This window comes from Bartonella melophagi K-2C (assembly GCF_000278255.1).
Classification (GTDB): Bacteria; Pseudomonadota; Alphaproteobacteria; order Rhizobiales; family Rhizobiaceae; genus Bartonella; species Bartonella melophagi.
Genome location: NZ_JH725082.1, coordinates 23,904 through 48,193, shown reverse-complemented (window position 1 = coordinate 48,193; position 24,290 = coordinate 23,904). Strand labels below are relative to the sequence as shown.

The 24,290-nt window shown below is 34.1% G+C and carries 18 protein-coding genes, 4 tRNA genes and 1 pseudogene; 6 read left to right on the top strand and 17 right to left on the bottom strand.

Features of this window, described 5'->3' with window-relative positions; genetic code table 11:
• Nucleotides 1-32: 32 nt before the first annotated feature.
• The 4 genes from ME3_RS03055 to ME3_RS03040 form a co-directional block, all read right to left on the bottom strand.
• Nucleotides 33-599 carry a DUF2497 domain-containing protein gene (locus ME3_RS03055; RefSeq protein WP_007477034.1) on the bottom strand — a complete coding sequence of 189 codons (567 nt, stop codon included), beginning with the start codon at nt 597-599 and terminating at the stop codon, nt 33-35.
• A gap of 233 nt (nt 600-832) precedes the next feature.
• Nucleotides 833-2,110 (bottom strand): TolC family outer membrane protein, encoded by a 1,278-nt coding sequence (locus ME3_RS03050; protein WP_007477033.1) that lies wholly within the window; start codon nt 2,108-2,110, stop codon nt 833-835.
• Between the two features lie 58 nt (nt 2,111-2,168).
• The gene (locus ME3_RS03045; protein WP_007477030.1) at nt 2,169-2,843 is read right to left on the bottom strand and encodes a protein-L-isoaspartate O-methyltransferase family protein; all 675 of its coding nucleotides are present in this window, start codon (nt 2,841-2,843) and stop codon (nt 2,169-2,171) included.
• A 206-nt stretch (nt 2,844-3,049) separates the two neighbouring features.
• A tRNA-Cys gene (locus ME3_RS03040) sits at nt 3,050-3,123 on the bottom strand.
• Nucleotides 3,124-3,308: 185 nt separating this feature from the next.
• On the opposite strand from ME3_RS03040, the gene ME3_RS03035 reads away from it, so the two are divergent.
• Nucleotides 3,309-3,383 (top strand) — tRNA-Asn (locus ME3_RS03035).
• A 347-nt stretch (nt 3,384-3,730) separates the two neighbouring features.
• Here ME3_RS03035 and ME3_RS07355 read toward each other — a convergent pair.
• Together ME3_RS07355 and ME3_RS07170 are read right to left on the bottom strand one after the other, a co-directional pair.
• Nucleotides 3,731-4,015 (bottom strand): AAA family ATPase, encoded by a 285-nt coding sequence (locus ME3_RS07355; RefSeq protein ID WP_483413617.1) that lies wholly within the window; start codon nt 4,013-4,015, stop codon nt 3,731-3,733.
• Nucleotides 4,016-4,405: 390 nt separating this feature from the next.
• Nucleotides 4,406-4,765, bottom strand: a complete 360-nt coding sequence (locus ME3_RS07170) for a hypothetical protein (RefSeq protein WP_007477026.1) — start codon at nt 4,763-4,765, stop codon at nt 4,406-4,408.
• A gap of 880 nt (nt 4,766-5,645) precedes the next feature.
• On the opposite strand from ME3_RS07170, the gene ME3_RS03025 reads away from it, so the two are divergent.
• The gene (locus tag ME3_RS03025; protein ID WP_007477023.1) at nt 5,646-6,467 is read left to right on the top strand and encodes an outer membrane protein; all 822 of its coding nucleotides are present in this window, start codon (nt 5,646-5,648) and stop codon (nt 6,465-6,467) included.
• A gap of 1,220 nt (nt 6,468-7,687) precedes the next feature.
• Here the strand turns inward: ME3_RS03025 and ME3_RS03020 are convergent.
• From ME3_RS03020 to ilvA, 3 genes are all read right to left on the bottom strand, one after another.
• Nucleotides 7,688-9,052: a DEAD/DEAH box helicase gene (locus tag ME3_RS03020; RefSeq protein WP_007477021.1), complete on the bottom strand. Its 1,365-nt coding sequence runs from the start codon at nt 9,050-9,052 to the stop codon at nt 7,688-7,690.
• A gap of 301 nt (nt 9,053-9,353) precedes the next feature.
• Nucleotides 9,354-9,884: a hypothetical protein gene (locus tag ME3_RS03015; RefSeq protein WP_007477019.1), complete on the bottom strand. Its 531-nt coding sequence runs from the start codon at nt 9,882-9,884 to the stop codon at nt 9,354-9,356.
• A 36-nt stretch (nt 9,885-9,920) separates the two neighbouring features.
• Complete coding sequence (ilvA, locus tag ME3_RS03010) at nt 9,921-11,186, bottom strand: threonine ammonia-lyase IlvA (RefSeq protein ID WP_007477017.1); 1,266 nt, start codon at nt 11,184-11,186, stop codon at nt 9,921-9,923.
• Between the two features lie 166 nt (nt 11,187-11,352).
• Between ilvA and ME3_RS03005 the strand changes: the two genes are divergently transcribed.
• Nucleotides 11,353-11,438, top strand: a tRNA-Leu gene (locus tag ME3_RS03005).
• Nucleotides 11,439-11,939: 501 nt separating this feature from the next.
• Here the strand turns inward: ME3_RS03005 and ME3_RS03000 are convergent.
• On the bottom strand, nt 11,940-12,212 hold the full coding sequence (locus tag ME3_RS03000; RefSeq protein ID WP_007477016.1) for a hypothetical protein: 273 nt from the start codon (nt 12,210-12,212) through the stop codon (nt 11,940-11,942).
• Nucleotides 12,206-14,581: a mechanosensitive ion channel family protein gene (locus ME3_RS02995; RefSeq protein ID WP_007477015.1), complete on the bottom strand. Its 2,376-nt coding sequence runs from the start codon at nt 14,579-14,581 to the stop codon at nt 12,206-12,208. Before ME3_RS02995 ends, ME3_RS03000 begins: the two co-directional genes overlap by 7 nt.
• 538 nt (nt 14,582-15,119) lie before the next feature.
• Here ME3_RS02995 and secD point away from each other — a divergent pair.
• Complete coding sequence (gene secD / locus ME3_RS02990) at nt 15,120-17,621, top strand: protein translocase subunit SecD (RefSeq protein ID WP_007477014.1); 2,502 nt, start codon at nt 15,120-15,122, stop codon at nt 17,619-17,621.
• Nucleotides 17,622-19,272: 1,651 nt separating this feature from the next.
• Nucleotides 19,273-20,217: a lysylphosphatidylglycerol synthase transmembrane domain-containing protein gene (locus tag ME3_RS02985; RefSeq protein WP_039952524.1), complete on the top strand. Its 945-nt coding sequence runs from the start codon at nt 19,273-19,275 to the stop codon at nt 20,215-20,217.
• A 368-nt stretch (nt 20,218-20,585) separates the two neighbouring features.
• On the opposite strand, the gene ME3_RS02980 is transcribed toward ME3_RS02985, so the two are convergent.
• Both ME3_RS02980 and ME3_RS06925 read right to left on the bottom strand, forming a co-directional pair.
• Nucleotides 20,586-22,163: a TerC family protein gene (locus ME3_RS02980; RefSeq protein ID WP_007477012.1), complete on the bottom strand. Its 1,578-nt coding sequence runs from the start codon at nt 22,161-22,163 to the stop codon at nt 20,586-20,588.
• 68 nt (nt 22,164-22,231) lie between these two features.
• Nucleotides 22,232-22,402 carry a hypothetical protein gene (locus ME3_RS06925; protein WP_007477011.1) on the bottom strand — a complete coding sequence of 57 codons (171 nt, stop codon included), beginning with the start codon at nt 22,400-22,402 and terminating at the stop codon, nt 22,232-22,234.
• A gap of 237 nt (nt 22,403-22,639) precedes the next feature.
• Here ME3_RS06925 and ME3_RS02975 point away from each other — a divergent pair.
• Nucleotides 22,640-22,715, top strand: a tRNA-Lys gene (locus tag ME3_RS02975).
• A gap of 100 nt (nt 22,716-22,815) precedes the next feature.
• Here ME3_RS02975 and ME3_RS02970 read toward each other — a convergent pair.
• From ME3_RS02970 to ME3_RS02950, 4 genes and pseudogenes are all read right to left on the bottom strand, one after another.
• Entirely contained in the window at nt 22,816-23,034 is a 219-nt protein-coding gene (locus tag ME3_RS02970) for a hypothetical protein (protein WP_007477010.1), read from the bottom strand.
• 131 nt (nt 23,035-23,165) lie between these two features.
• The gene (locus ME3_RS02960; protein WP_007477009.1) at nt 23,166-23,393 is read right to left on the bottom strand and encodes a hypothetical protein; all 228 of its coding nucleotides are present in this window, start codon (nt 23,391-23,393) and stop codon (nt 23,166-23,168) included.
• Nucleotides 23,390-24,055, bottom strand: a complete 666-nt coding sequence (locus ME3_RS02955) for a lysozyme (protein ID WP_007477008.1) — start codon at nt 24,053-24,055, stop codon at nt 23,390-23,392. The genes ME3_RS02960 and ME3_RS02955 overlap by 4 nt, the downstream gene beginning before the upstream one ends.
• 16 nt (nt 24,056-24,071) lie before the next feature.
• A pseudogene (locus ME3_RS02950) lies at nt 24,072-24,290 on the bottom strand (hypothetical protein); the annotation flags it as partial.

The following is a 24,290-nucleotide window of genomic DNA, read 5'->3' as shown; positions in this document are numbered from 1 at the left end:
ATACCAAATGGCTAAAAGTAACAAACAAACACTTAAGGTAAATCCTTAATTGTCTTAGCTATCTCTTCACGCAAAATCTTTTCAACAAAAACAGGCAATTGACGCTGTAACCATTCCGCTATAGCCGGGCGTAAAATGTCCTCTGCAATTCTCTTTGCAGAAGAGACAAAATATGGAGATAGTTCTACATAATCAGAAACTGTATTTTCTTGCTGCGATATAAATGCCTTAGTATTATATTGTTTTGTTTTATGAACAGAAGCCTGTTCTTCGGAAGAAAGTTTCGTTTCTTGTACACCCATACTAACTGTATTATCCTCTACATTTGTGTTATCTTGCACTTGAGTCAGAGAAAAATCTTGGTTATTAGAGGAAAGGCCAATACGGTCAGCCAAAGCTTTCATTGCATCATCAACTGATAAAGTGGTTTCACAAACATCTTCTGAAGATACCTCTGAGTGTTTTTCAGAAGAAGCATCAGTAAGGGTTTCATTTACAAAATGATCAGCCTGAACTGCATTCTCTTCAATGATTTCACGAATAGATGTTAAAATCTCATCCATACTTGGCTCACGTAACGCATTTGAACTCTGTACCATATTAAAAACCTCTTAAAAACGCAAAACAATGCATTAGTGTAATAAAAGAATTATAAGATTGCCATGTCTCTTCATACGAAATATGATGCCACACACAACTTTCTTTCCTTAGTTAAGTGAATTTTCCCGCCTAAAATGAGATTACATGTAAACAATATATTTTTCAATATCATTAGCAATTTGATTTATTTACCCCCTAAATGCTAATCACTATATACACACAGCTTGTAGTTTCAGCGAGTATATTTAACCGTCCTCAAACCTAAATAATTTGCAGTCAATTTTCCAATAGAAGATTGAACACTATAGCTTGCAACCACAACATCCCGTTCTGCAATTGCCAGTGCAATTTGGGCATTAATCAACTGAGTTCGAGAGTTCAAAACATCTAATGTAGTTGCTTGTCCCACTCGGTTTTCTTGAATACGACCTTTAAGAGCAATTTCAGCAGCACGAACACTCTCACGATAAGCAATAACAGACGCACGTGCACCCTCTAACTGAAACCAGGCAGCAGTTAATGCTTGTCTTACATCATTTTGAGCTACAGTAAGTTGGAGACGAGCCTGTTCAAACTGCTCTTTCGATTGACGAACCTGCGCAGATGTACGCCCACCTTCAAAAATTGGAACACTCAATGAAACTCCAACCGATTGAGAAACCCCATTCTCACCAGGGCCACTATAAATTCGATTATAAGATACTGTTGTGGAAAAATCTACTCTAGGAAGCAAAGCCCCCTCTTTTGCTTTTACATTATAAGAACTGGCATCAGTCAAATATCTTGCATAAAGAATCGCTGGATGCATGATATCACCAACTTGATAACCAATATCAAGATTCTCCGGAAGCTCTGTCGCCACTGGTGGGCGTTCTAACTGTGCAGGATCTGAACCAATGATTTGACGATAAATGGCTTCCATTGCCTTCACATCAGCACAAGCGAGACTAAATTCAGAAACAGCTATAGAACGCGCCGCCTGTGCTTGAGCAAAATCCACACGAGCCCCTTCCCCTACATTTAACCTTGCTTCATTTGAACGAACTTGTTCTTCAAGAGCAGCCAAATTTTCTCGACGAAGATCAGCAATACGACGTGCTTTATACACATTAGCATATGCTGTTACAGCATCCAAAAACATATTTTGTTCAGCATTGCGAAGATATTCACGTTGCGCTTGTGTTTTAACTTGAGCTGAAAAAAATGTATTTTGCGTCACAAAACCGTCAAATAATCTTTGACTCAACTTTATCCCTATAGATCCACCTGTTACGGTATTATTCCGGCCATAGGTTCCAATCCCTTCAATTTGCGGCAAAAAATTTGAGCGTGCAACAACCATATCATCATCTGATATACGTACGACAGCACGTTCGCTATTTAATTTGGCATTATACACATAAGCTTCAGCTAAAGCATCTTTCAATGTACCAGCATGAGCGGATCCTGATATAAAAACATCCAGTACTAGCAACAAACATACCTGAAGTTTTTTATTTATTTTAAACACACTATAAATCCTAAACTTACCACACAACTCTTTGCTTATTCATGGATGAAATCAAATATTAAAACACAAAATCGAATGTCTTTAAAAAACCAGGAAGGGGTTTTACAGCAAGGTTAAAGCTACGACGAACTGAAATAACCTTGTCTTTTTTTATATAAATTTGTGCAATACCCGCGCCACCATGCCCTTCAACCACAACAAGACGCCCACCTTCTTCCATTTGATCAAAGATACCATCAGGAATAAAATCAACAGCACCTTCTATAAAAATCACATCATAAGGCCCCTTAGCAGCATAACCCTGCTCTAATGGTCCATGAACAACAACCACATTATCATACTGATGATATTTTAAAAGTTTATCTGCTTGTTCTACAAGCGTTTTATTGCTTTCCAACGCAACAACAGACCTAGCAATCTTTGAAAATAACGCTGCACAATAACCACTATTTGCACCAATATTTAGCACACTATCTGATGGTTTTATAGCTGCAAGTTGTAGCAATTTTGCTAAAGAGGCAGGCTTCATCAAATAGCATGCGCGTAAATCATCTTGCGCTGGAAAAACAACGATATCTCCATCAAGATAACTTAAATCTTTAACGTCTTCTGACACAAAATCTTCACGCGGCACCGTTAAAAATGCCTCAAGAATCGATAAATCCGTTACATCTACTGTACGAATTTGATTGTCAACCATTTTGCGGCGAAGTTCTGCAAAATCTGCAACCATAACTAGTTTTTTCTCCTAATGCATAACAAAAACCACAATCAAAATGGCGGTAATAAAAGCGTAATGTCTTTTATTGTGAATGTGACAAAAAAGCATGTTACAGTCAATAACAAGATTCTAATTGCGCTAATTTTCTATATAAAGGTAACTTCACTCAAAAAATTAAGAATACTCTTCAATAAAAAATTATTTTAATCGAAATTAAGTGGAGGCCTCGCCCGGAATCGAACCGGGATACAAGGATTTGCAGTCCTCTGCGTAACCATTCCGCCACGAGGCCTCGTCAATAAATATCAAAATTGTCAATAAGGGAAGGTAATGCATCCGTCAAGATACAGTAATCTTTCTTGGATCATTTTTATTCTTTTTATATAATTTTAAATTTTTTTTAAAAAAAGTAATTTTACCCTTTGCAAATGAATATTGCTTTGCTATAGCCCTTGCACTAAAATAAATTGGTGTTATTCCTCGGTAGCTCAGTGGTAGAGCAACCGGCTGTTAACCGGTTGGTCGCTGGTTCGAATCCGGCCCGGGGAGCCATTTATTTTTTGTCTATAGCCTATTGATTTTATTGATATTTATTAAAGTTAGAGATAAAACAATAAGGCTAGGAAATAAGATTTTTTAATATAGTTTGTCAGAGAATTTTCTGTATTAAATTAATAACTTTTTAGATAGAATCAGCAAGAAGACAAACTTCTTTAATAAAATTACAAAGTCGTGAAAATCTTTCTTTCCGGTTATTACCAAAGTGCTTAACGCAATTCATCACAAGTTTCTGTGAAAAAGGCTCAACTGATTTCGACACTTCGTCCTTCGTCGCTGCTGTTATCCAGTTGAAAATTTTGCTACATAGAATTTTAGGATGATCGCAATCAGACGCTTCATTACGAACATAAATTATCCACTTTAGTCTCCTCAATCAAATAAGGAGAATGAGTAGAATAAATCACGCTATTGTTATCAGACCCTGATAATTTCTGTAAAGATTGTAATATTGTTTCTTGGGGATAGATATGTAGATTACTTGCAGATTCATCCAACAAGAAAATTGTTCCATTTTTGCTCCTATTGGTACGAATATCTGTAAACACTTTAAAGTAAAAGAACCAACAGCACCCTTTGCTTCTTTCATGTAAAGAAAAAGTGCGACCGTTAGCTTTGACATCCAAACAAAAATCTAGAAAATTGGGATTTGATCCTGTTACTTGTTCTATGCCAAAGCTATCAAATACAGTTTTTCCTCCTGTAATGTCTTCTCAATCTTTGGTAACAACACTATTAAGATAATTATTCATAGAAGATAGACGTTGCTTGATTGCGTCTTTATTATCACAATCAACGACATCACGTTGAAAGTTAATATTTAATTCAGTTTTTCCCCCAGTTTGCTGTTTATGAGCACCAATTAGTAAATCATTAAAAATATTATGTCATAAAAGATTTTTTTATCATTCAACAAACTGTCCCGTTTTACTTCTTCATTTGAACTTTGAGCTGCCGTTTTTAAAAACCTAATTTTATTAGGCACGTCAAACATAAAATCATCATAATAGACGATTTCAGGAATATGGTCCTTTATATAGGTTAAAAGAAACTGTTGTTGTTTTATCTCCATAATCCTTATTGTTGATCATTACACACTTTTCTGTGCAATAGCTCTTAGCAAATGAATATACAAAAGATAAATTTAGTCGGTTATTTTCAAAGAAATCATCTTTGATTTTTTTCAGTGCGTTAAGCTTAGCTAATTTTTCAATCTCCGCTTCATCTACTGAAATTGTGGCAGATAAGATAATACCTTTGTTAAAATAAACTATTTTGGGACGTATAGAAGCAAGCTCTTCATCTGTTAATTGTTTCCCTAACATAGCTGTGACAAGAAGCAAATACCCTCCAAAGTATCGTTTTTCCTGATTCATTATTCCCCACTAGAATAAAAGGAAAACTTCTACCTCCCCTTAAGAGATTTATTTCTACAGGTTCGCCTATCCCTTTGAAATTTTCTAATTTAAATGAAGTAAATATCATAATACCCCTTCAGTGTATCTTTAAAAAATAATGTTTTACGGTTTTTATTATAGAATAAGAGTATTTTACTATTATATTTCAAAATAATTCAAGCAACAAACACTTAACTTTCTTGAAAACCACTGTTTTAAAGGTGGGAAGATATTATAATTATACATCGCATCCATAAAACATGCAAAATAAGGATCAGTAAAAAGATGATAAATGCTATTCATTCCATAAAACACGACATCACTTTACTTTCATACTTTGGTAGATTTTTATACTTTGGTGAGTAATAATCACTTTTGAAGCTTTTCCTTTTCTTCTTCTGTAAATTCTATATGTTTTTTAGTTTTTCTTCTGAATTGATTTTCACCCACATAAATGTTTTCCATATTCATCAATTTTAAAATGCCTCTTGTTAAGCCCGAACTGATGCTATCCAAGTTCACGTTTAATGTATAATTATGCCTTTGAATGAAATATCAAAATAAATGTCTATTTCTCTTGCACAGATTAGAAAAATTTTAGAGAAGAAAAAGTCTTAATTTTAAGACATATTACAATAGAGTTTTGCTCATCATATTAACGTAATATAATAGACAGATTTTTTTGAGCAAATAAAAAATACAAAACGTTTGATATTTATTTTATTTTTGAAGCACGAGAAGAAGTTATTGCTTTTTGTGTTGAACTTCATTTTGCCTATACTTGTATCATTTTTACTACAGATTTTTTATGAAAAAAATGTATCATTATGTAGTTTAGTGTGTAATTTTGGAGCGACATATGAATACTAAATATTTAATTACCGCATCTATTTTTACTTTAGTTGCATCTTCTGTGGCTCAAGCAGAAAGTAGTAGAATTTCTCAAGAATCAATGTCTGTTGTTTTACCAAATGTTGTTGCTCCTTCTTTTTCTTGGACAGGTTTTTATTTCGGTGGCCAAATTGGCGGTTTTTCGAGTAAGACTGCTCTAAATTTAAAAGATGTTGATTCTACAAAATTATCATCGATTGAGAAAGATTTATTACCCAAACTTTCGGGGTTTATGGGTGGTCTTTACGCAGGAGCTAATTTTGACCTTAATAATAGCCTTGTTCTAGGTGTTGACACCGATGTAATTTGGTCTGATAAAAAAGATACAAAGGTTATCAGACAGACTGGATATAAAATGAAAGATGAGGAACATGGTGTACAGAGACAGCACCCTTTGCAAGAAGCAGTGTTAAGCAATGAATTATTAGAAAAATTTATTGTAACCATAAGTCATACTTTAAAACAAAAGTGGGCTGGAGCCACACGAATGCGTATAGGTTTTGCTGTTGATCGTATCATGCCTTATATTGCTGGTGGTGTTGCTTATACGCAGATTCAAGATATCTTTTTGGTCTCAACCGAAGTAAAAAAAGATAAAATAGTGGATGAAACCAAAGCAATGATTGGTTATACTTTTGGTGGTGGTATTGATTTTGCAATGATGGATGATCTCGTTTTACGTACAGAATATCGTTTCTCAAATTTTGGTAAAAAGAAATTCATTAAAGATAAATTTGAAATTGATTATAAAACCAATGATTTCCGTGTTGGTGTATCTTATAAATTCTGACCTTTATAAGATGTAATTGGTTAAGAAGTTCTGTTAATTTTTGCTCGGAATTTTATAAATATCTTTCGAAGATTTATATAACTTATGCTTTTGTAAATGGTGTTTTAATTATAAATTATAGCTTCTAAAACAACAGAATAAGCTTGTAATGAGTTATTAAAAAGTGATGTAGGGGAATGAAGTTATTTTTTTGAATAGGGTTCTTACTTTTTGGAATTTTCTCTCTTTTCCTGGCTATTTTTATCTTCTATTTCAAGTTTGTATTGGCATTTAATGTAAATTTCAAAGCTTTTTAAGAAAGGTTTTAAGTTCAGCTTAACATAACCAATTTAATTCATTTTTTTAATTAAAGATACTTTTAAACTCATTGAAAATATGTTGTTTATTGTTGAATAATAATTGGTTTTTCACACTCTTTGAAGTATTTCTTTATTTGCTTTGTGTTTTGAATATTTTTTATCCGGGTTAATATCTTCTATAAAGTGAAATATCCAAACCTTTTGCAAAAAGTTTTCTTTCAACCTTTTCCCGATTTAAAAATGAGAAAGATATTAGGCTAAGGCTAAACAGTTTTAGCAACAAAATTTATTAATAATGCTTTATTTTTCTTTTATATTAGCTTACAAAACTCAAATTCTTTTCTGAATTCATTCTTTTTTACTAAACAAGCGAAACTGACACTCACAAATTGAAGTAAATGATCCTAAGTTATACTTGAAAAATTAGTTTAAAATATATTTTTGCTTTTGAATTAAAGTATGCGCTTATCATTGAACTGTAAGTAATTGATTTTTAATATTTTAATACGTAACAACTAGAGCTATATAACTTACAAACAAAATGAAATCCATCATGCTTGAAAAATAACGAAAAACCTGTCTTTTTACCAAGTTGACTATTATTAATCATTAATCCGATACGCTTTTGGATTTATTTTTAACTTGCTTCAAAAATACATTAAACTATCATACATTACGTAAACATATTGCTTCGTACTACAACTTCGCAACCTTACAGCTAGAATAGTGCTATTTGTGTGCTCTTTTTAAGTGTTCCATTGTATTTTCTCATAACAGATAATCAATATACGATTAGGTATTTTAAAAGCACCAAATACATTAAAATACAATCACCAAGTCTGTTACTACAGCTTAAAGATTTTACCCAGGTTTCCTCTGATATAATCTAGTTATTTTCGTTACATTTTCCAAATGTTTTACTTAAGCCACTTGCTTTATTGATTTACGAAAACGAAATAATTTAGCACGTTTTGTTGTGGTTTTTGCTTTCTTACATCTTTTACTTTTAGATGAAGAATTTTTGATATGTGATTGTTTAATTTGATCTATATGATCAAAAGTCTGCTTCTGACACTGAGATTTTTTAAAACAATGTTTCTTACCATTTTCTGGTATAAGAGATTTCTCTGGAAGTGCTGCAATTTGTGGTGGAATATCTTCGTGCGTCAATTTCATTCGAATAACACGTTCTACAGCACGTAAACGCACTTGCTCTACCTTTTCATCAAAAAGTGTAATAGCGTTGCCAGACGTACCATTTCGTCCCGTACGGCCTATACGATGCACATAATTTTCAGCTTCATCCGGTAAATCATAATTAATAACGTGGCTGACTCCAGGCACATCAATACCACGTGCAGCAATATCAGTTGCAACAAGAATCCTTACCGATCCTTCGCGAAAAGCTTTTAGCGCACGCTGTCGTGCAGCATGCGATTTATTTCCATGAATTGCTGCAACAGAATATTCCGCCTTCGTCAAACTGCGCGCAACAGCATCAGCGCCATGTTTAGTTCGCGTGAAAATAATAACCGAAGCTAAAGCTGGATCTGTTAGAAGCTTATTCAAAACGCTCTTTTTTTCACTTGTAGGAACACAATATAATTTTTGAGTAATTTCTGTAGCAACAGTCCCTTGAGGAACAATTTCTATTTTTACTGGTTCATTAAGCAAACTCTTTGCAAGCATAACTATTTCCTGCGGCATTGTCGCTGAAAAAAGCGCTGTTTGACGCTTCTCATGCAAAAGTTTTGCAATGCGTTGTACATCACGAATAAAGCCCATATCTAACATACGATCAGCTTCATCCAAAACCAAAAAACGAGACTGAGAAAGATCAATGCATTTTTCACAGACAAGGTCCATTAAACGCCCTGGTGTTGCAATTAAAACATCTACACCTGTTTTCATACGTTTGATTTGTGCAGATCGAGACACCCCTCCTAAAATTAAACATGTTGAAAGGTGAGATCCTTTTGCAACCATACGAATTGATTCTTCAATCTGAACTGCAAGTTCACGAGTTGGAACTAAAATCAAAGCTCGTGCAGTTTTAGGATATCTTTTATCACCCAAAGCCAAAATTTGGCTTAAAACAGGTAATCCAAATGCTAATGTTTTTCCAGAACCGGTTTGTGCAATACCTAAAATATCGCGCTTTTTTAGCATTACTGGAATAGCCTGTTTTTGAATAGGCTTAGGTTTGTTTATACCAGCAATAAATAGGTTTTCAGTTAAAAGTGTAGGTATACCCAATTTTATAAAGGCATTTTCTTTTATATTCACAACAAAATCTCTCTTTAACTCAAGAACAGCAAACAGCTAACAAGCTACAATTATATCAATCTTTAAATCCCGTATAATCGAGATCTGACATTAAACATTTAAAATACCGCTTAAATAAAAATAAGCGACTTGAGCAGTTCATAAGTATCTTCAAATTTAAAGAGAAAATATAAAATTACTTTGTAAAACGCCAATATTCAAGCTTAAATGTCTGAAGCTACACTATTGTTGGATTAAAATAAAAAAGCAAGTACTTTCTAAAGGTATTTATTATATACAGAAGAAACATTAGCTTTATTGTTTATTGTTTTATTACTACTTCCTTTGGAAGATTAATTCCATCAAAATCAGGATAAATTTCAAGAAAAACTGGATTTTGTATTGTTTTCTGTCCTCCATAAATTAAATACCACCTGTTATTATCAAAAATCGCCAATGTTTTATAATGAATAATACGATCTTCTGTTTTTAGCGTAGTTGGAATCAACGCGTAAAAAGAACCATTATCTGTTTGCCGATAATCTATTTTTATCTCATCTAAATAATAAGCATCAGAAGACAAATTTTTAAACTGAGTATGGAGTTGTTTAAGCAAATTGTTGCGTAAATTATCTTCTGTTGTATTTAATCGACGTGCCATTTCTTTATAAAGCCGGTCAGGCATATGAGCAGAAACAATTGCAAAATTTCTATTTTTTATAGCATTATTAATATCAACAACTAGATTTAAAAGCTCTGTTTTTTGTATCGTTGTTTGTTTGGCTGCTAAACTTTGTCCGCCAATACCTAACAATAAAAATACACCCAGCGTAAAATAACGAAAAAATCTCATTTTTATAACTTTCGCTCTAGTAAAAAATTTAGACTCCTAGATTACAAAATCAAATAATACTTGATCATTAGTAATATCACGATAAGGCCAACCTAACGCTTTAAAATTTTTCTCTAAGAGGTAAAAATTATCATACTTTTTTGTTTCAATTGCAATCAAAACAGAACCAAAATTTCTAGCTGATTTTTTGAGATATTCAAACCGCACAATGTCATCATTTGGTGTTAAGTGCGCAAGAAAACTACGCAAGGCACCAGGGTATTGTGGAAAACTAAAAATAAAATATTTTTTTAATCCCTGAAAACGTAAAGCACGCTCTTTAATATCTGGCAAACGTTCAAAATCAAAATTACCACCCGAAATAACTAAAAGAATTTTTTTGCCTTTCAATTCCTGACGAGAAATACTTTTAAGAGCATCAATCGACAAAGCACCAGCTGGTTCAAGAACCACACCTTCAACATTGAGCATTTCAACCATTGTAAAACAAACTCTGTTTTCAGGAACTGTAATGACACAATCGGGTGAAAACTGTTGCAACATAGCGTAATTTAATGCGCCAATTTCAGCCACAGCAGCACCATCTACAAATGTATTAATATTTTCAAGTTTGACACGTTTTTTGTTCTTTAAACATGCAAGTAAACTCGCCGCCCCTTCCGGTTCAACAAAACGGAGCTTTGTTTTCCAACCATATTCATGTAAAAAATTGCTCACACCACTAGCCAGACCACCACCGCCCACAGGGACAACAATCAAATCTGGCTCACTCTCTCCATTAAGTTTTTTCCATTGTAAAGCAGCCTCACATAAAACTGTTGCTTGCCCTGTAACAATGCGAATATCATCAAAAGGTGGTGCCATCACACCTCCCCCCTCAGCTACAAAAGATTGCGCAGCCTCATAACATTGGTCAAATGTATCACCAACTAAACGGATTTCAATAAATTCCTTACCGAAAATGCGTGTCTTATCAATTTTTTGCTGTGGTGTTGTCACAGGCATAAAAATAATGCCTCTACGTTTAAAATAGCGACAAACAAAAGAAACCCCTTGTGCATGATTACCTGCTGATGCACAAACAAATACTGTATCTTGAGATACCTTATCAAGCATTTCTGAAACAAAATTGAAAGCTCCACGAATTTTATACGACCGTACAGGTGTTAAATCCTCACGCTTTAAATAAATTTCCGCATCATATTTTTGACTAAGAAAATCATTGCGTTGAAGTGGTGTTTCAGTAAAAACATTACGTAAAGCTACCATAGCTTTAGTCACATCTTGAACAAATTCACTCATAGCACCACTTATTTTCCTGCTTTATTGATAGTGTATAGATTTCTTCTAACTGTAAAAACAATTATTGTCAGTCAAAAATTTATCACAGAACGAAAGAAGTTTCTTTTGTTATTAATTCTTGATTAAATAAAAGATATAGCTTATGAGAAAGCCTTTAGCCCTTATCGCGGACGTGATGAAATAGGTAAACATAGCAGACTTAAAATCTGCCGGTCGAAGACCTTGCGGGTTCAAGTCCCGCCGTCCGCACCATTGATTATATAAAATATTTTTCTATTCCAGTCTTATTGGAAGTGATAAAAATCACTTTTAAATTATCTTATAAAAAGAATTATAGCGCTATCAAGCTGCATAGTAATTACCAAAATTGTAAATAAAGAGTCCTTTAAGTAAGGCATTTTTTAATCATGCCTTTTTGGCAATTTACTAATAATGCTCCGCTAAACAGTTAGGGTTGCCACCATGAATTGAATGTAATTACCCTAAACACTTTTTAAAAGCAATTTTAAGTTCTATATAACTTTTCTAAGCAACTAATTTTACATATCTGAATTAAGCATTAGTAAATGCGTATCAGCCCTCTTCTTATTTTCTCTCTGCTTCTTCTTTAAAGATTACTCAATCTTTCTTATGAAAAAGCATCAAAATTTTCACAAATATATCATCAATTCTATAACCAAATAGATCTAGAAAGCTTTACTACTATAAACCCCTTCCAATAAGGGCCTTATAATAAAAGAATCGTAAACTATTTTACTTAAAAAATACTCTACCTTCATCTATCTCTATAGTATCGTCTGCTTTTATAGCAAATTTATCCTTATTGGAAAAAGTAATAAAACAGCCCTTTGTACAAACTGTAATCATTTGGCCAGGATCAAGTGAAATATTTGAACGTGCACTTCCTTCAGCAACAATAAACAACTGTACTGTTAAACCATTGTTTTTCACAGTTGCTGCAAAAACTTTCATAGAAAAAACACTGAACAGTATCACTGTGATAAAAATATAAAAATATTTTAGCACTCCAAAATCCCTTCCTCAAAAAAACGTTTATAAAGCATAAAGCGAAGAGCATTATTTACCTTAGAAGTAGAAGTGATATTAGGTACGTAAATAGCCAAGGTAAACGAAAAGTTTTGTTTATCAAACCCAGTAAAATTCACCTGCGGTGCAGGGTTTTTCAAAACCCCCTCCGTCGCAGAAGCAATTTCTAGCAATATTTGAACGACGTATTCTGGATCAACATTAGTTGCAACAGTCAAAGGTATATCAATTCGCCCCATTTTGCTACGACGTGTCCAATTATTTACGTTGTTATTAATGAGATTTGAGTTAGGAATAATGATTGTCTGGCGCTGAAATGTCTCAAGTTCAGTTGCACGCACATTAATACGTTTGACAATACCACGAACCGATCCTGATTCTACATAATCACCTAATTTAAATGGCCGCCCGATTAAAATAATAAGCCCAGATACAAAATTTTGGACAATATTTTGCAAACCAAAACCGATACCAAGTGAAAGCCCTCCAGCAACGAGCGCCAAACTACTAAGATTAAAACCTGCTGTTGATACTCCTAACAAGACCGACAAAGCGATACCCCCATAGCTTATGACCGTTTTGATAGAATTACGCACACCCAGATCGAATTCTCCTCGCTCCATTACTGTGCCGTCCAACCAACCAATAAACAGACGAATAATAAACAAACAAACAAAAAAAACAACTATTCCCATCACAATAGAAATCAAAGAAATAGATATATTTCCAATCTGAAAACCAATCATTAATTGCCAAAATAGTGCCCCTATTTCAGAATACGAAAATCCAAACTTCCCAATAATCGGTACTGTACAAAGTACAAACACGACCACATTAAGAAGAATACTAATAACAGTTCCTAATTGATCCATCGTTTTTTCTTCGAAATGAAACCATTTCATCAAGGTGTGACCAATTCCTGTTTTGATAAATTCCCCTTTGGACGCGATAGCACGTGTACTTTGTATCCCCAAATACATCAAAATCAAAAATGCACTACTGGTCACAATCAGTTGTACAACAAAACGCGCCAAACCAATATAACCTAAAAAATCCATCACAATAAGAAACAATCCCAATACTAAGAGAGGAATACGTATATAAAGTGGCCAAGGTAGTGGTTTTATCTTTCCACTTTGAAAACGCCCACGTCTAAACTGCAAAGGTACAAATGAAATAATAAACAACAAAACCCCTACAAGAAAAACAGCAATAAAGCTTTTAGCAATTGTCAAAGAAAGAGATGCTGAAACCACCCAATAAATACTATCAAGAACAGCATCAAGTGCTAAAACTCCACCTAACAGAGTAAGCAAAATTATCAGTTGATATGCTGGTGATGGTGCAATATTCAAAAGACGAATAGGAGCTATTTTTGATGATAAAAGGGCAACTGCTATACGATTTATCAAAAAGACCATAATAATTTGGTGCCCAATCGTATGAAATACTTCTGTAAACTTCCCCAAAGTCAAACTGAAATAGTACAATAGGAAAAATGTCAAATAAATGCAAAGAATACATACAAATGAAGGCAAAAGAATTGAAATAAAAGCAACCAATAAACGCTGTAGATAAGGGACTTCGTCATTACCTTTGATAACACGCGAGCTTACGTGTGCAATACTTGCGTGCGAAAAATAAGAAAGACCTAAAGTAACAACAAGTGGGATAAAAAAGGTAGAAAATAATTGTAATGGTTTGAAATAATACACAAATTTCCACCAAGAATTAAACAACGAAATAAAATCAAATGAAGCCTCTTTGGTTTTTGTAAAAATATCTTTAAGCATTGACATTGAAAATTCAAATTTGTACGTAAGGGTGCGCGTAAACAATGCTCGAGATTGAGAAATAGCACGTTCCGTCATCTTATTTGCAGTCAAAAATATCTCTTCAAACTGACATACTATACTATTAATTTTAGCCTTTTGCTCTATCAGACCAGAGCGCTCCTTACTTTGGCTTTCTAAGTCTGTTTGACCATCTTGTAGCTCAGCAGACTGGCTAAGAAGTATATTAATGTTATTAAGAGGAGCGCGTAAAACAAATGCGGCTTCTAAAGCACGCTTACTGATATCTTGTGCCTGCAACCGCCATTCTTTTAAAATGTGCTCATCTTCTGATTCACTTTCAAAGTTTTTTTGTAAAGACTCGATATCTTGCTTAAGAGTCTCAAGAATTGGTTGTTGTTGCTGAACAATTTCTTCAACCAATTGTGAAGTTATTGATTGTCCAATTGCTATAGTTGGAGATGCTAAGTTTCCCCATGAAAAAGCACTAAATAAAACACTAATCGTGATGATTAAGAAAAAAACATATAATTTTTTTTTAAAGAATAAATACATATCCGCCCTAAAAATAAGTAAAAAGAGTAATTCCTTTTTAAATATGGCATAAGATAATATTTCCAACTCTCATAAGAATAATCCCATAAAAGCTTCCCCTCATCTAATAATGCTGATAAAGGAGACTAAATAGACCTAAAATCAATAAGACAAAAAATAATTTAGCATGTTTTTTGCTCTTATATTGCAAAAAATTTTCTCTTTTGTACAATTTGTTTTTTGTGCAACATTGAGCAATATAACTGATTAATAGCTTAGAAATGTGTATGCACTTGATCAGAGTACGACATACTGATAATATAACCAATATTATGGTTTTATCTAGAAAATAAATACAATCAACTTTCTAAACAGGTATTAGAATATATTTTCAAATCCTATAATTATTGCTCGTATAAGGTGTTATAGTCTTCAAAAATAATATTTTTTAAATTAACATGCTCCTTCCGTTGCTTGAGCTGCAAAATTATCATTTTAATTTTACTTTGCGCGCTTAACTTCAATAACTCTTACAGTGTTCTACTAGTTGGAATATATCATGCGTACACCTGGTTGGCTAATTATTCTCTATTGCCTTATCCTTTTAAGCGGCATTTACGTTGCATTACCTAATTTATTCTCACAAGAACAAATTAAAAACTCTAAATTCCTGCCTAACACCCACGTGACACTTGGTCTTGATCTTCAAGGAGGATCTTCTCTCTTACTGGAAGTTGATGTAAAAACATTAAAGCGTGATCAGTTACGCACAATTTTAGATAATGTACGCACAAAACTGCGTGAACAAAAAATCCGTACATCAAATATTCGTATCATTGAAGATGACATTATTATTGTTATTTCCGATCCTACACAAAATCAAAAAGCCGTCACTGCTTTAGAAACATTGGTCATACCGATACAAAATAGCTTTGGCACCACAACCAATGATATCGCTATTAGCACTCAAAATGAGAATATTCGTGTAACATTAACTGAATCTGGTATTAAGGATCGTATTAAAAACACTGTCGAACAAAGCTTAGAAATTATTCGCCGACGTATTGATCAGATAGGTGTAGCTGAACCAGCCATTCAAAAAGTAGGAACTAATCGTATTATGGTTCAATTGCCTGGTCTCCAAGATCCAAAACAATTACGTGATCTTCTAGGAACAACCGCAAAAATGACCTTCCACCTTGTTCCTTCCAATGTAGATGTAAACACCCCGCCTATAGGTGTTTCAATTCTTCCTGGATATACTGATGAAAATCAACATTATGCAATTTATGATCAAATTGCTTTGGATGGAAATGTACTAAAAGATGCACGTGCAGGTTTCGACCCGCAAATGCCAGGGCGTGCTATTATCTCATTCACCATGAATTCAATTGGTTCTAAAATATTTGCGGAAATAACACGTAAAAACATTAACCGTCCCTTTGCAATTGTTCTTGATAACAAAGTTTTGACCGCTCCTGTCATTAATGGCGTTATCCCTAATGGACAGGGTCAAATCACAGGAAATTTTGATATAAAAGAAGCATCAACCCTTGCTGCTCTACTCCGAGCTGGCTCTTTGCCCGCACCATTAATTGTTATTGAGGAAAGAACTGTAGGCCCAGATCTTGGTGCAGACGCTATTAAAATGGGACTTTATACAGGAATTATAGGCTTTGTTCTTGTCGCCATTTTCATGTTTCTTCTATATGGTATTTGGGGCATTATCACCGACATAGCACTAGCACTACATACTATTTTGACACTTGCAGCATTAAGTCTTCTCGGTGCTACACTTACACTGCCGGGTATTGCTGGTATTATTTTGGGTATTGGCATTGCTGTCGATGCTAACATTTTGATTAATGAACGTATTCGAGAAGAAAGTCGAAAAGGTGTCAGCGCCTTTGCCGCCTTAGATCGTGGGTTTAAACAAGCTTTTGCAACCATTGTTGATGCCAATGTTACGGCTATTATTGCAACCATTTTGCTTTTTTGGTTTGGTAACGGCCCTGTTCGCGGTTTTGCAATCACAATGTTACTTGGAATTATTATTTCCATGTTCACTGATATCACCATAGTGCGTATCATCATGGTTTGGGTTGTCCGTAAATGGAAAATAAAGACGTTGCATATTCAACCCTTTTTTGACTTTACCCTATACAATACAACTTTCCACTTTATGAAAGCTCGTTTTATAGGTATTGGTATTTCAATTATTTTATCACTTGCTTCAATTTTTCTGTTCTTTAAACCTGGTTTGAATTTCGGTATCGATTTTATTGGTGGCAGCCAAATGAGTATAACAACAAAGGCGCCAGCGAATTTGGCTACCCTGCGCTCAACGCTTTCCGCCCTTAATATTGGTGAAGTAAAATTACAAAATATTGACAATGCACACACAGTTTTAATTCGTATCCAGAAACAAAACGGCAGTGAAATACAACAAACCGTTACCATGGATAAGGTTAAGACAGCCATACAGAATATCTACCCAGATACTATATTTGATCAAATAGAAATTGTTGGCCCTAAGATTTCAGAGGAATTTGTCACAGCTAGTGTTATTGCTGTTATACTAGCAGCAATTGCTATGTCACTCTACATTTGGTGGCGTTTTGAATGGTTCTTTGCAGTTGGAGCAATTGTCACTCTTATTCTTGATATCGCAAAAATGATTGGTCTTTTTGCTTTGTTTCAATTTGATTTTAATTTGACCGCTATTGCTGCCCTTTTAACGATTGTTGGCTACTCGATTAACGATAAAGTAGTTGTTTATGACCGCATGCGTGAAAATATGCGTCTTTATAAAAAAATGCCTATGTATCAGTTGATAGACCTCTCGATTAATCAAGTTTTTACACGCTGTGTCTTCACATCAACCACTACAATATTAGCTATGTTGCCTATGGCATTATGGGGTGGAAGTGCTGTCTATAATTTTGCATTGCCTATGGTCTTTGGTATCATTATTGCCACATTATCTTCTATCTTTATTGCAGCACCTATTCTATTATTGTTAAGTAACTGGGGTATAAGCAAAATAAAAGAGAAGGCATAAATAATAAAACCCAATAAGCCACAAAATGGTATATCAATTCATATCGACTTTCTCTTCCTATAAAACTACAATCGCTTTAAACAATCAAAAAACCTCAAGAAATTATACTCTAGACATGCGACTAGTTACAATTATTGTTATTGGATTTATATTGAGCATTCCTTTCTGAAATAATTGCTTATCATTTATGTATTTCATTACTGGCGAGATATTTGTTCTCTAAGGATTATTATTACATAACCAAATACAAGCAGTTCCAAAATAGAACTCTCTCTCTTATCAATCAACTCATTGAAAGATTTGTCATTTTTTGATATTTGGTGTTGAAGTGCATTTTTATTAAAAGCTTGTATCTATCAAAGCCATTACAACCTCTGTTATCGTTATACAAATGGCATTTGCTATTTTTTAGGGTTACGTTTCTAGCTGGACTATGGATTGTAGTTTTACGAGTGATTTAGTATCTAGTTTAGCTTTACTCAAAGTGAATACCATAATCCAATACTCTATAAAACACCAATTTATAAACACAAAAAAGGATTTATTGCTATTGTGTGATAACCATTGAAAATTTAATCATGACATTAACACTAAACTCTAGACCTTCAAGAGCAAACATCTTAAAGATAAGGAATAAAAGAGAATTAATTAATCTTTTTATATAGTGGCTGATTTAAAATTCGGAGCATTATTAAGTTTAACCCCTCTTAAAAGTCAGTGTGCAGCAAAAAATTTATCATTGCGAAAATATTTTTTCTATTTCCTTTTTTATCTCTGCAAGCATATTATTTAATCTAGCAAAGAAAGAACTTGATAACTTTTTACTGTTTCTAGAAACAATAATTAATGATCATGTTAGGCAAACTTTATTATTGCTTTTTTCATTATGAAACTTACCGCTATTCTAATAAAATAATTTTCACTATCTCAGATAATTTTGCTCATATTAGAAAATTTTTCATTCTCGCAAAATTAAATTCAAACTTAGAATCTCTTGAACAATTGCCTCTATGATTTGATCTGTACAGAAACAGCTTTTTCTATTGTGCTCAACTCTTTCCGTTTTCATTAACCTTGGCAAAATTAAAAATATTTAAAGAAATTTTCACGTAAATTGATGAAATACGCAAAGAATTTTCAATATTAATGAAAATTCTAGCCTAGAGTTCCTATTCACTATTTTTAAAATTAGTCATGTTATGATGAGTGATTACAACTGTATTGGCACATAAGATTTGCGCTTTTCCTTAATAAACAAAGGTAAGCCTTTAATTTTAAATAAAGAATAAAAATATTTTTGCCAGTAGAACAATTGCAGATAAAATCGAAATAATTAGCAGAAAATACCATAAAACAAGAAATTATTGATGCAATTAATATTTAGAAATATACAAAAAGATGTTATTGTATTATTGAAGTAAGATAATGCATAACCAATATACCCAACCTTAAAGCTTATACACTACTTAAAACAAAAACAGCCTGTTAGGCTGCTTTATTAATTGATGTATAGCCATTGTAATGATAATAACAAAAAAGCACTTGAGATTATGGAAAATTTAGTAAAACAATGATTTGCAATCCAAGATGAATAATCACGAATTATGTGCACAAAAGTCATGAATAAAAACCCGGAAATGGATAAAAAAGTGTGAAATTAAAAAAATTTATATGGCCATTTATCGGCATCCTAACAATGCTGATATCAATCCGTATTCTTTATATAAAGCTATCAACTATTTTTCTAATTGATGTATTGGATCGTTTAGCCGATTTAAAGGTACATCAGTGGTTACTGGCCTGTTTTTGTTCACTCATCGCTTATGCAGCTCTTGCTGGGTATGACCGAATTGCTTTGCAACATCTTGGTCGTAAAATTTCTTGGGTATTCATCGCCATCTGTTCATTTACCACTTATGCGCTTTCACACAATATCGGCGCTTCAGTTTTTTCTGGTGCTGTTGTACGCTACCGTGCTTATAAAATGAAAGGATTAAGTGGAACAGAAGTTGCAATATTAGTTGGCTTTTGCTCCTTTACTTTTGTAATTGGCACAATCTTGCTTTCTGGCATCGTTTTAATTCTGCAGCCTGAAATTATCACGCTCATTTACGAAGATCTTCCCGTATGGCTTGGCACAATAATTGGCGTAATTTTACTCGCCTTTATAGCGCTATACACTTTCGGCAGTTGGTTTCAGTTAAAACCTTTATACATAAGCAAAAAAATTCAACTTTCTTATCCACGGCTTAAAATTGTCACCCAACAACTTCTGATTAGCCCATTAGAACTTTTAGGAGCAGCGGGAATTATATATGCCGTACTGTCACGCAATACTGATATTTGTTTTATCTCTGTACTCGGCGTTTTCCTAGCGTCTTTTACCATTACCCTGCTCTCTAATGCCCCTGCAGGAGGCGTAGGTGTACTTGAAGCTTTATTCATGGCAGGTATGCCTCAAATAGATCCTGCTAATGTTATTGCAGCACTTATTGTATTTAGAATGCTTTATTTGATTATACCGCTTATCATTTCATTATTCTTTGTAGCAATTTTTGAGATTCACCAATATCGAAAACGAACGCAGCATACCTAACTTGAAAAAAATAAACTCACTTCACTTTTTTGCGTCCAAACAAATAATAAGAATTGTGCTAATTTTAACTAACACTAAAATCAGTATATTTACTTGATTTTTCTATAAATGCACACCATAAACGATATACTAAAATAAACGTATATTTTTCACGATTATAGATACCAATTTTAATTTAAATAATATTTATAACCTTATAACAATGTATTGATCAGTAATTATTCTTTACATAAATATACAGAAATTAAAGGAATAAATACTACTTTTTTAACATAAATCTTTTTAATACTTCTATGCTTTTATATATTCATAAATTTGTATAAGCCTATTAAAAGCAATAATAAAAAATTGGCTATTCTTTTTATTTTCTAAATCATTACTTCTTTTGTCACAAAATTAAGGGGAGAGATAAGCACTTTAGAAATATTTCGACGGTCCATTTCAATCACTTTAAAACATAAACCTTCAGTTTCAAAACTTTCATCTTTATTTGGTAAATGGCCAAAATGCCAAAGCATAAATCCTGCAAGCGTAGTATAACGGTCTGCCTCATCAACAAAATCACGCTCAAGATAACTACTTAAATGGCGAATATCCGCACACCCCTCAACAAGAAAACTTCCATCTTCAAGTCGTTCCACTACAACAGGTTCTTCATCATCATCAGGAAAATCACCAGCAATAGCTTCAAGAATGTCTGTTGGTGTTGCAATACCTTCAAAAGATCCATGCTCATCCACAATAATCGCAAGCTGGATCGAAGAATGGCGTAATTGCTCCATCAATCGTAAAACACTCGTATTTTCATGAACAACAAGTGGCTCACGCATAGCTCTTTGCCAATTAATCTTTTGATCTTCAGCCCAATTTAAAAGCAGATCTTTAGTTAAAGCAACGCCAACAAATTCGTCTACTTTTTCGCGCGCAAGAATTAAACGACTATGTTTAACTTTTTGCAATTCTTCACGCATCTCACTCTCATTACCGTTCAAATCCAACCATTCAATCTCATTACGGGGTGACATAATAGAGCGCACAGGACGATCAGCCAAATCTAAAACACCACGTATCATTTCTTTTTCTTCTGGTCGAAAAAGCTCAGAAGTGGCTGCTTGTTCAACAATGACATCTACAGTTTCACTCAGATTACCGTCTTTTTTTCCTCCTCCTAAAAGTCGTAACACAGCATCGGCTGTCCGCTCACGCAAATCATTTGTTGTAACCATCTTTTCACGATTACGACGCCCAATTTGATTCAAAACCTCGATAAGAACTGAAAAACCTATAGCTGCATACAAATAACCTTTTGGAATATGAAAGCCCAATCCTTCAACAATGAGAGTAAAGCCAATCATCATTAAAAAACCAAGACAAAGAATGACAACCGTAGGATAACGACTAATCAAACGCATAATGGTGCTAGATCCCCACATCATTACACCCATTGCAACGACAACCGCTATGTACATAACCACTGCCTGATCTCTGGCAATCATACCTGTTGCAGTAATAATACTATCAAGAGAAAACACTGCATCAAGTACAACAATTTGAACAATCACTTGCCAAAAAACAGCATAAATAACACCAGTTTTCCTTTCATGTGCTGCCCCCTCTAATCTTTCATGTAACTCCAGCGTTCCTTTTGCTAACAAAAAAGCTCCACCACTAATTAAAATGAGGCTGTGCCAACTAAAACCAAAGGATGCAATAGAAAAAATTACTTTATCAAGACTCATTACCCAGCCAATAACCATGAGAAGACAAAGCCGCATAATTAATGCTAAAGTTAACCCCACCAAACGTGCACGATTACGCAAATGTAATGGCAATTTTTCTGCTAAGATTGCAATGAAAACAAGGTTATCTATTCCTAAAACAATTTCGAGGAAAATCAACGTAACCAAACCAAACCACACATAGGGATCAATGACCCATTCCATCATAGTTCATCCTTTGAAAATGTTGTAAAAAACTTAAATGCGCATCGTTGATGAAATAAATTCATAAGCTTTCATTCGCACAATTGATCGATAACATTGAATGCAAATAAATTGCACCCAAAAGCAGGAAGCCACAAGGCATTACTTAAACTCACATGATTGTTAATAAGATTCATACCGTGAAAGAAAAGCTCACATTGCTTGATATTATAAGAAAACTCTTCTGAATTTTGTTCGGGCATTACGCTCGACAATCCTTTAGCACCGTTCTGCATAGATAATTAGAACATTTATTAGTAGAATTATCTTATAATGGATATTTTTGTACAAGATCAAGAGAAAATACTATATAAAGCTTATATGTCTTATACTGGTTCAGCTAAAGATTTTATTTATCTTACAAAAAACAATGAGGCCACCTAGACATCCTCCTCTAGGAACGTTATAGAACCTCTCATTCTCTTCTTTGGAAGAACCCTGGGTGATTAGCTCAGTCGGTAGAGCAGCTGACTCTTAATCAGCGGGTCGTGGGTTCGATTCCCTCATCACCCACCAGCTGTTTTTTTATCCCTGTAACCCATTGATTTTATTTCTATTTTTTAAAGGTTAGGGAATGAAAAAATCAGGTTAGGGAATAGGAATCATAATATTTCTGTTAATTTTTGGTCACCCACTTTTTCAAATGAGAAAAAATATTCTCTATGGCATCGATGAAACGGGCACAATCCATGATGATTAAAAAGATCATAAATGCTATCCACTTCATAAACCGAGACATCATTTTCATGCTTTGATAGGTAATGATCATTTCTTGAAGCATTTCTTTTTCTTCGTCTGTAAGCTCAGAGTGTTTTTCAGTTTTTCTTCTAACCATGTTTCCATCCACACAAGATTTCCCCCTGTTTATTGTGTTTTAAGAGCTCTCTAGCTAAGTTTGAACTGATCACGTTGTAATCTTTTTGTTGCAAATAAATTGGCAACCATCCAAGACAAGAGGAATCGTATTTATTTGTCGCGCACCCAGTTAGACAGATCAGAGCGTATATCCACATCACTTTTCTTGTTAACTTCATCTTCAACTTCAAACCGTGTTATAGCTATTTTTAAAGTTTTCTCAGTTCGTTTTCGTTGCTCAACTTTTTTTCCAAGACGAAAAACCTGAGCTAAAATGACAAAAAAAGCGGCAAAAGCCGTCGTTATGATCCGTAAATATTTCTTTGTCCACCAAATCATAGTCGTTGCTCCCAAAAACGTTGAGCAACAAAAGCAATACCGATACAAGCAGCTAACAGCATAATTGCAGCAAAAGCCCACTGAACTGGCCCATTACCCGCAAGCAACCCTCCAAGTCCAGAGAAAGATCCAATGATGGGAGCTAACACTTCTGCTTTAAAAGCACTTGTTGGCTCTTTTTCTTCTACAGCTTGATAATTAGAAGAAACATAAGCGCTTGTTGCCCATAAGCCGGCTTCAGCAGCACGCCTGTGAACTAAGCCTTTCAAAGGCTTGCCTCCAGCTCTTATCCATTTTTGTAACTCAGCCGGTACAGCTTCATAATCGCCTTTATTGAGTCTTTTAAGTAAAGTAGAACGCTCAAAAGCATTGACCCCCACATTATAACAAAAAGAAACAAGAGCGCCAAACTGTTCATCACTTAAATCGACATGCACGGCTTTTTCTACAGCTGCTTCATATTTGTGCAAATCATTTAAAAGGATGTTTTCAGCTTTTTGCTTTGTAATCGTCATCCCTTCAATAACATCTGGTTTACCAGCTTTTCCTGTATGACCATAACCAATAGTCCAAACGCCAGAGGTATCCTGATAAGCGTTTAATCGCAAACCTTCCCATTTTTTTAAACAGTTTAAACAGTCTTTACTGATCCTTCGTGCCATTGTCTTATTCCATTTCTTATAAATACACTTTAATTAATACAGCCCCATCTCCCCCAGCACCGCTTGATGAAGCTGTTGCATCTCCTCCGGGGAAATATCCACCACCACCACCATGGTAACTCTTATCTATGCCAACACTCCCTCGTCCCCCATGACCACCCCACATGCTATGGCCCCCACGCCCTCTAACACCATTATTACCGTTTTGCTTGCCTTTACCCCCTCTGCCACCCCC

Excerpts from the sequence above, each read along its gene's own strand:
- ME3_RS03055 (WP_007477034.1), bottom strand. The coding sequence starts at position 599 with ATGGTACAGAGTTCAAATGCGTTACGTGAGCCAAGTATGGATGAGATT.
- ME3_RS03045 (WP_007477030.1), bottom strand. The coding sequence starts at position 2,843 with ATGGTTGCAGATTTTGCAGAACTTCGCCGCAAAATGGTTGACAATCAA.
- ME3_RS07170 (WP_007477026.1), bottom strand. The coding sequence starts at position 4,765 with ATGAATCAGGAAAAACGATACTTTGGAGGGTATTTGCTTCTTGTCACA.
- ME3_RS03025 (WP_007477023.1), top strand. The coding sequence starts at position 5,646 with ATGAATACTAAATATTTAATTACCGCATCTATTTTTACTTTAGTTGCA.
- ME3_RS03015 (WP_007477019.1), bottom strand. The coding sequence starts at position 9,884 with ATGAGATTTTTTCGTTATTTTACGCTGGGTGTATTTTTATTGTTAGGT.
- ilvA (WP_007477017.1), bottom strand. The coding sequence starts at position 11,186 with ATGAGTGAATTTGTTCAAGATGTGACTAAAGCTATGGTAGCTTTACGT.
- ME3_RS02995 (WP_007477015.1), bottom strand. The coding sequence starts at position 14,581 with ATGTATTTATTCTTTAAAAAAAAATTATATGTTTTTTTCTTAATCATC.
- secD (WP_007477014.1), top strand. The coding sequence starts at position 15,120 with ATGCGTACACCTGGTTGGCTAATTATTCTCTATTGCCTTATCCTTTTA.
- ME3_RS02980 (WP_007477012.1), bottom strand. The coding sequence starts at position 22,163 with ATGATGGAATGGGTCATTGATCCCTATGTGTGGTTTGGTTTGGTTACG.
- ME3_RS06925 (WP_007477011.1), bottom strand. The coding sequence starts at position 22,402 with ATGCCCGAACAAAATTCAGAAGAGTTTTCTTATAATATCAAGCAATGT.
- ME3_RS02970 (WP_007477010.1), bottom strand. The coding sequence starts at position 23,034 with ATGGTTAGAAGAAAAACTGAAAAACACTCTGAGCTTACAGACGAAGAA.
- ME3_RS02960 (WP_007477009.1), bottom strand. The coding sequence starts at position 23,393 with ATGATTTGGTGGACAAAGAAATATTTACGGATCATAACGACGGCTTTT.
- ME3_RS02955 (WP_007477008.1), bottom strand. The coding sequence starts at position 24,055 with ATGGCACGAAGGATCAGTAAAGACTGTTTAAACTGTTTAAAAAAATGG.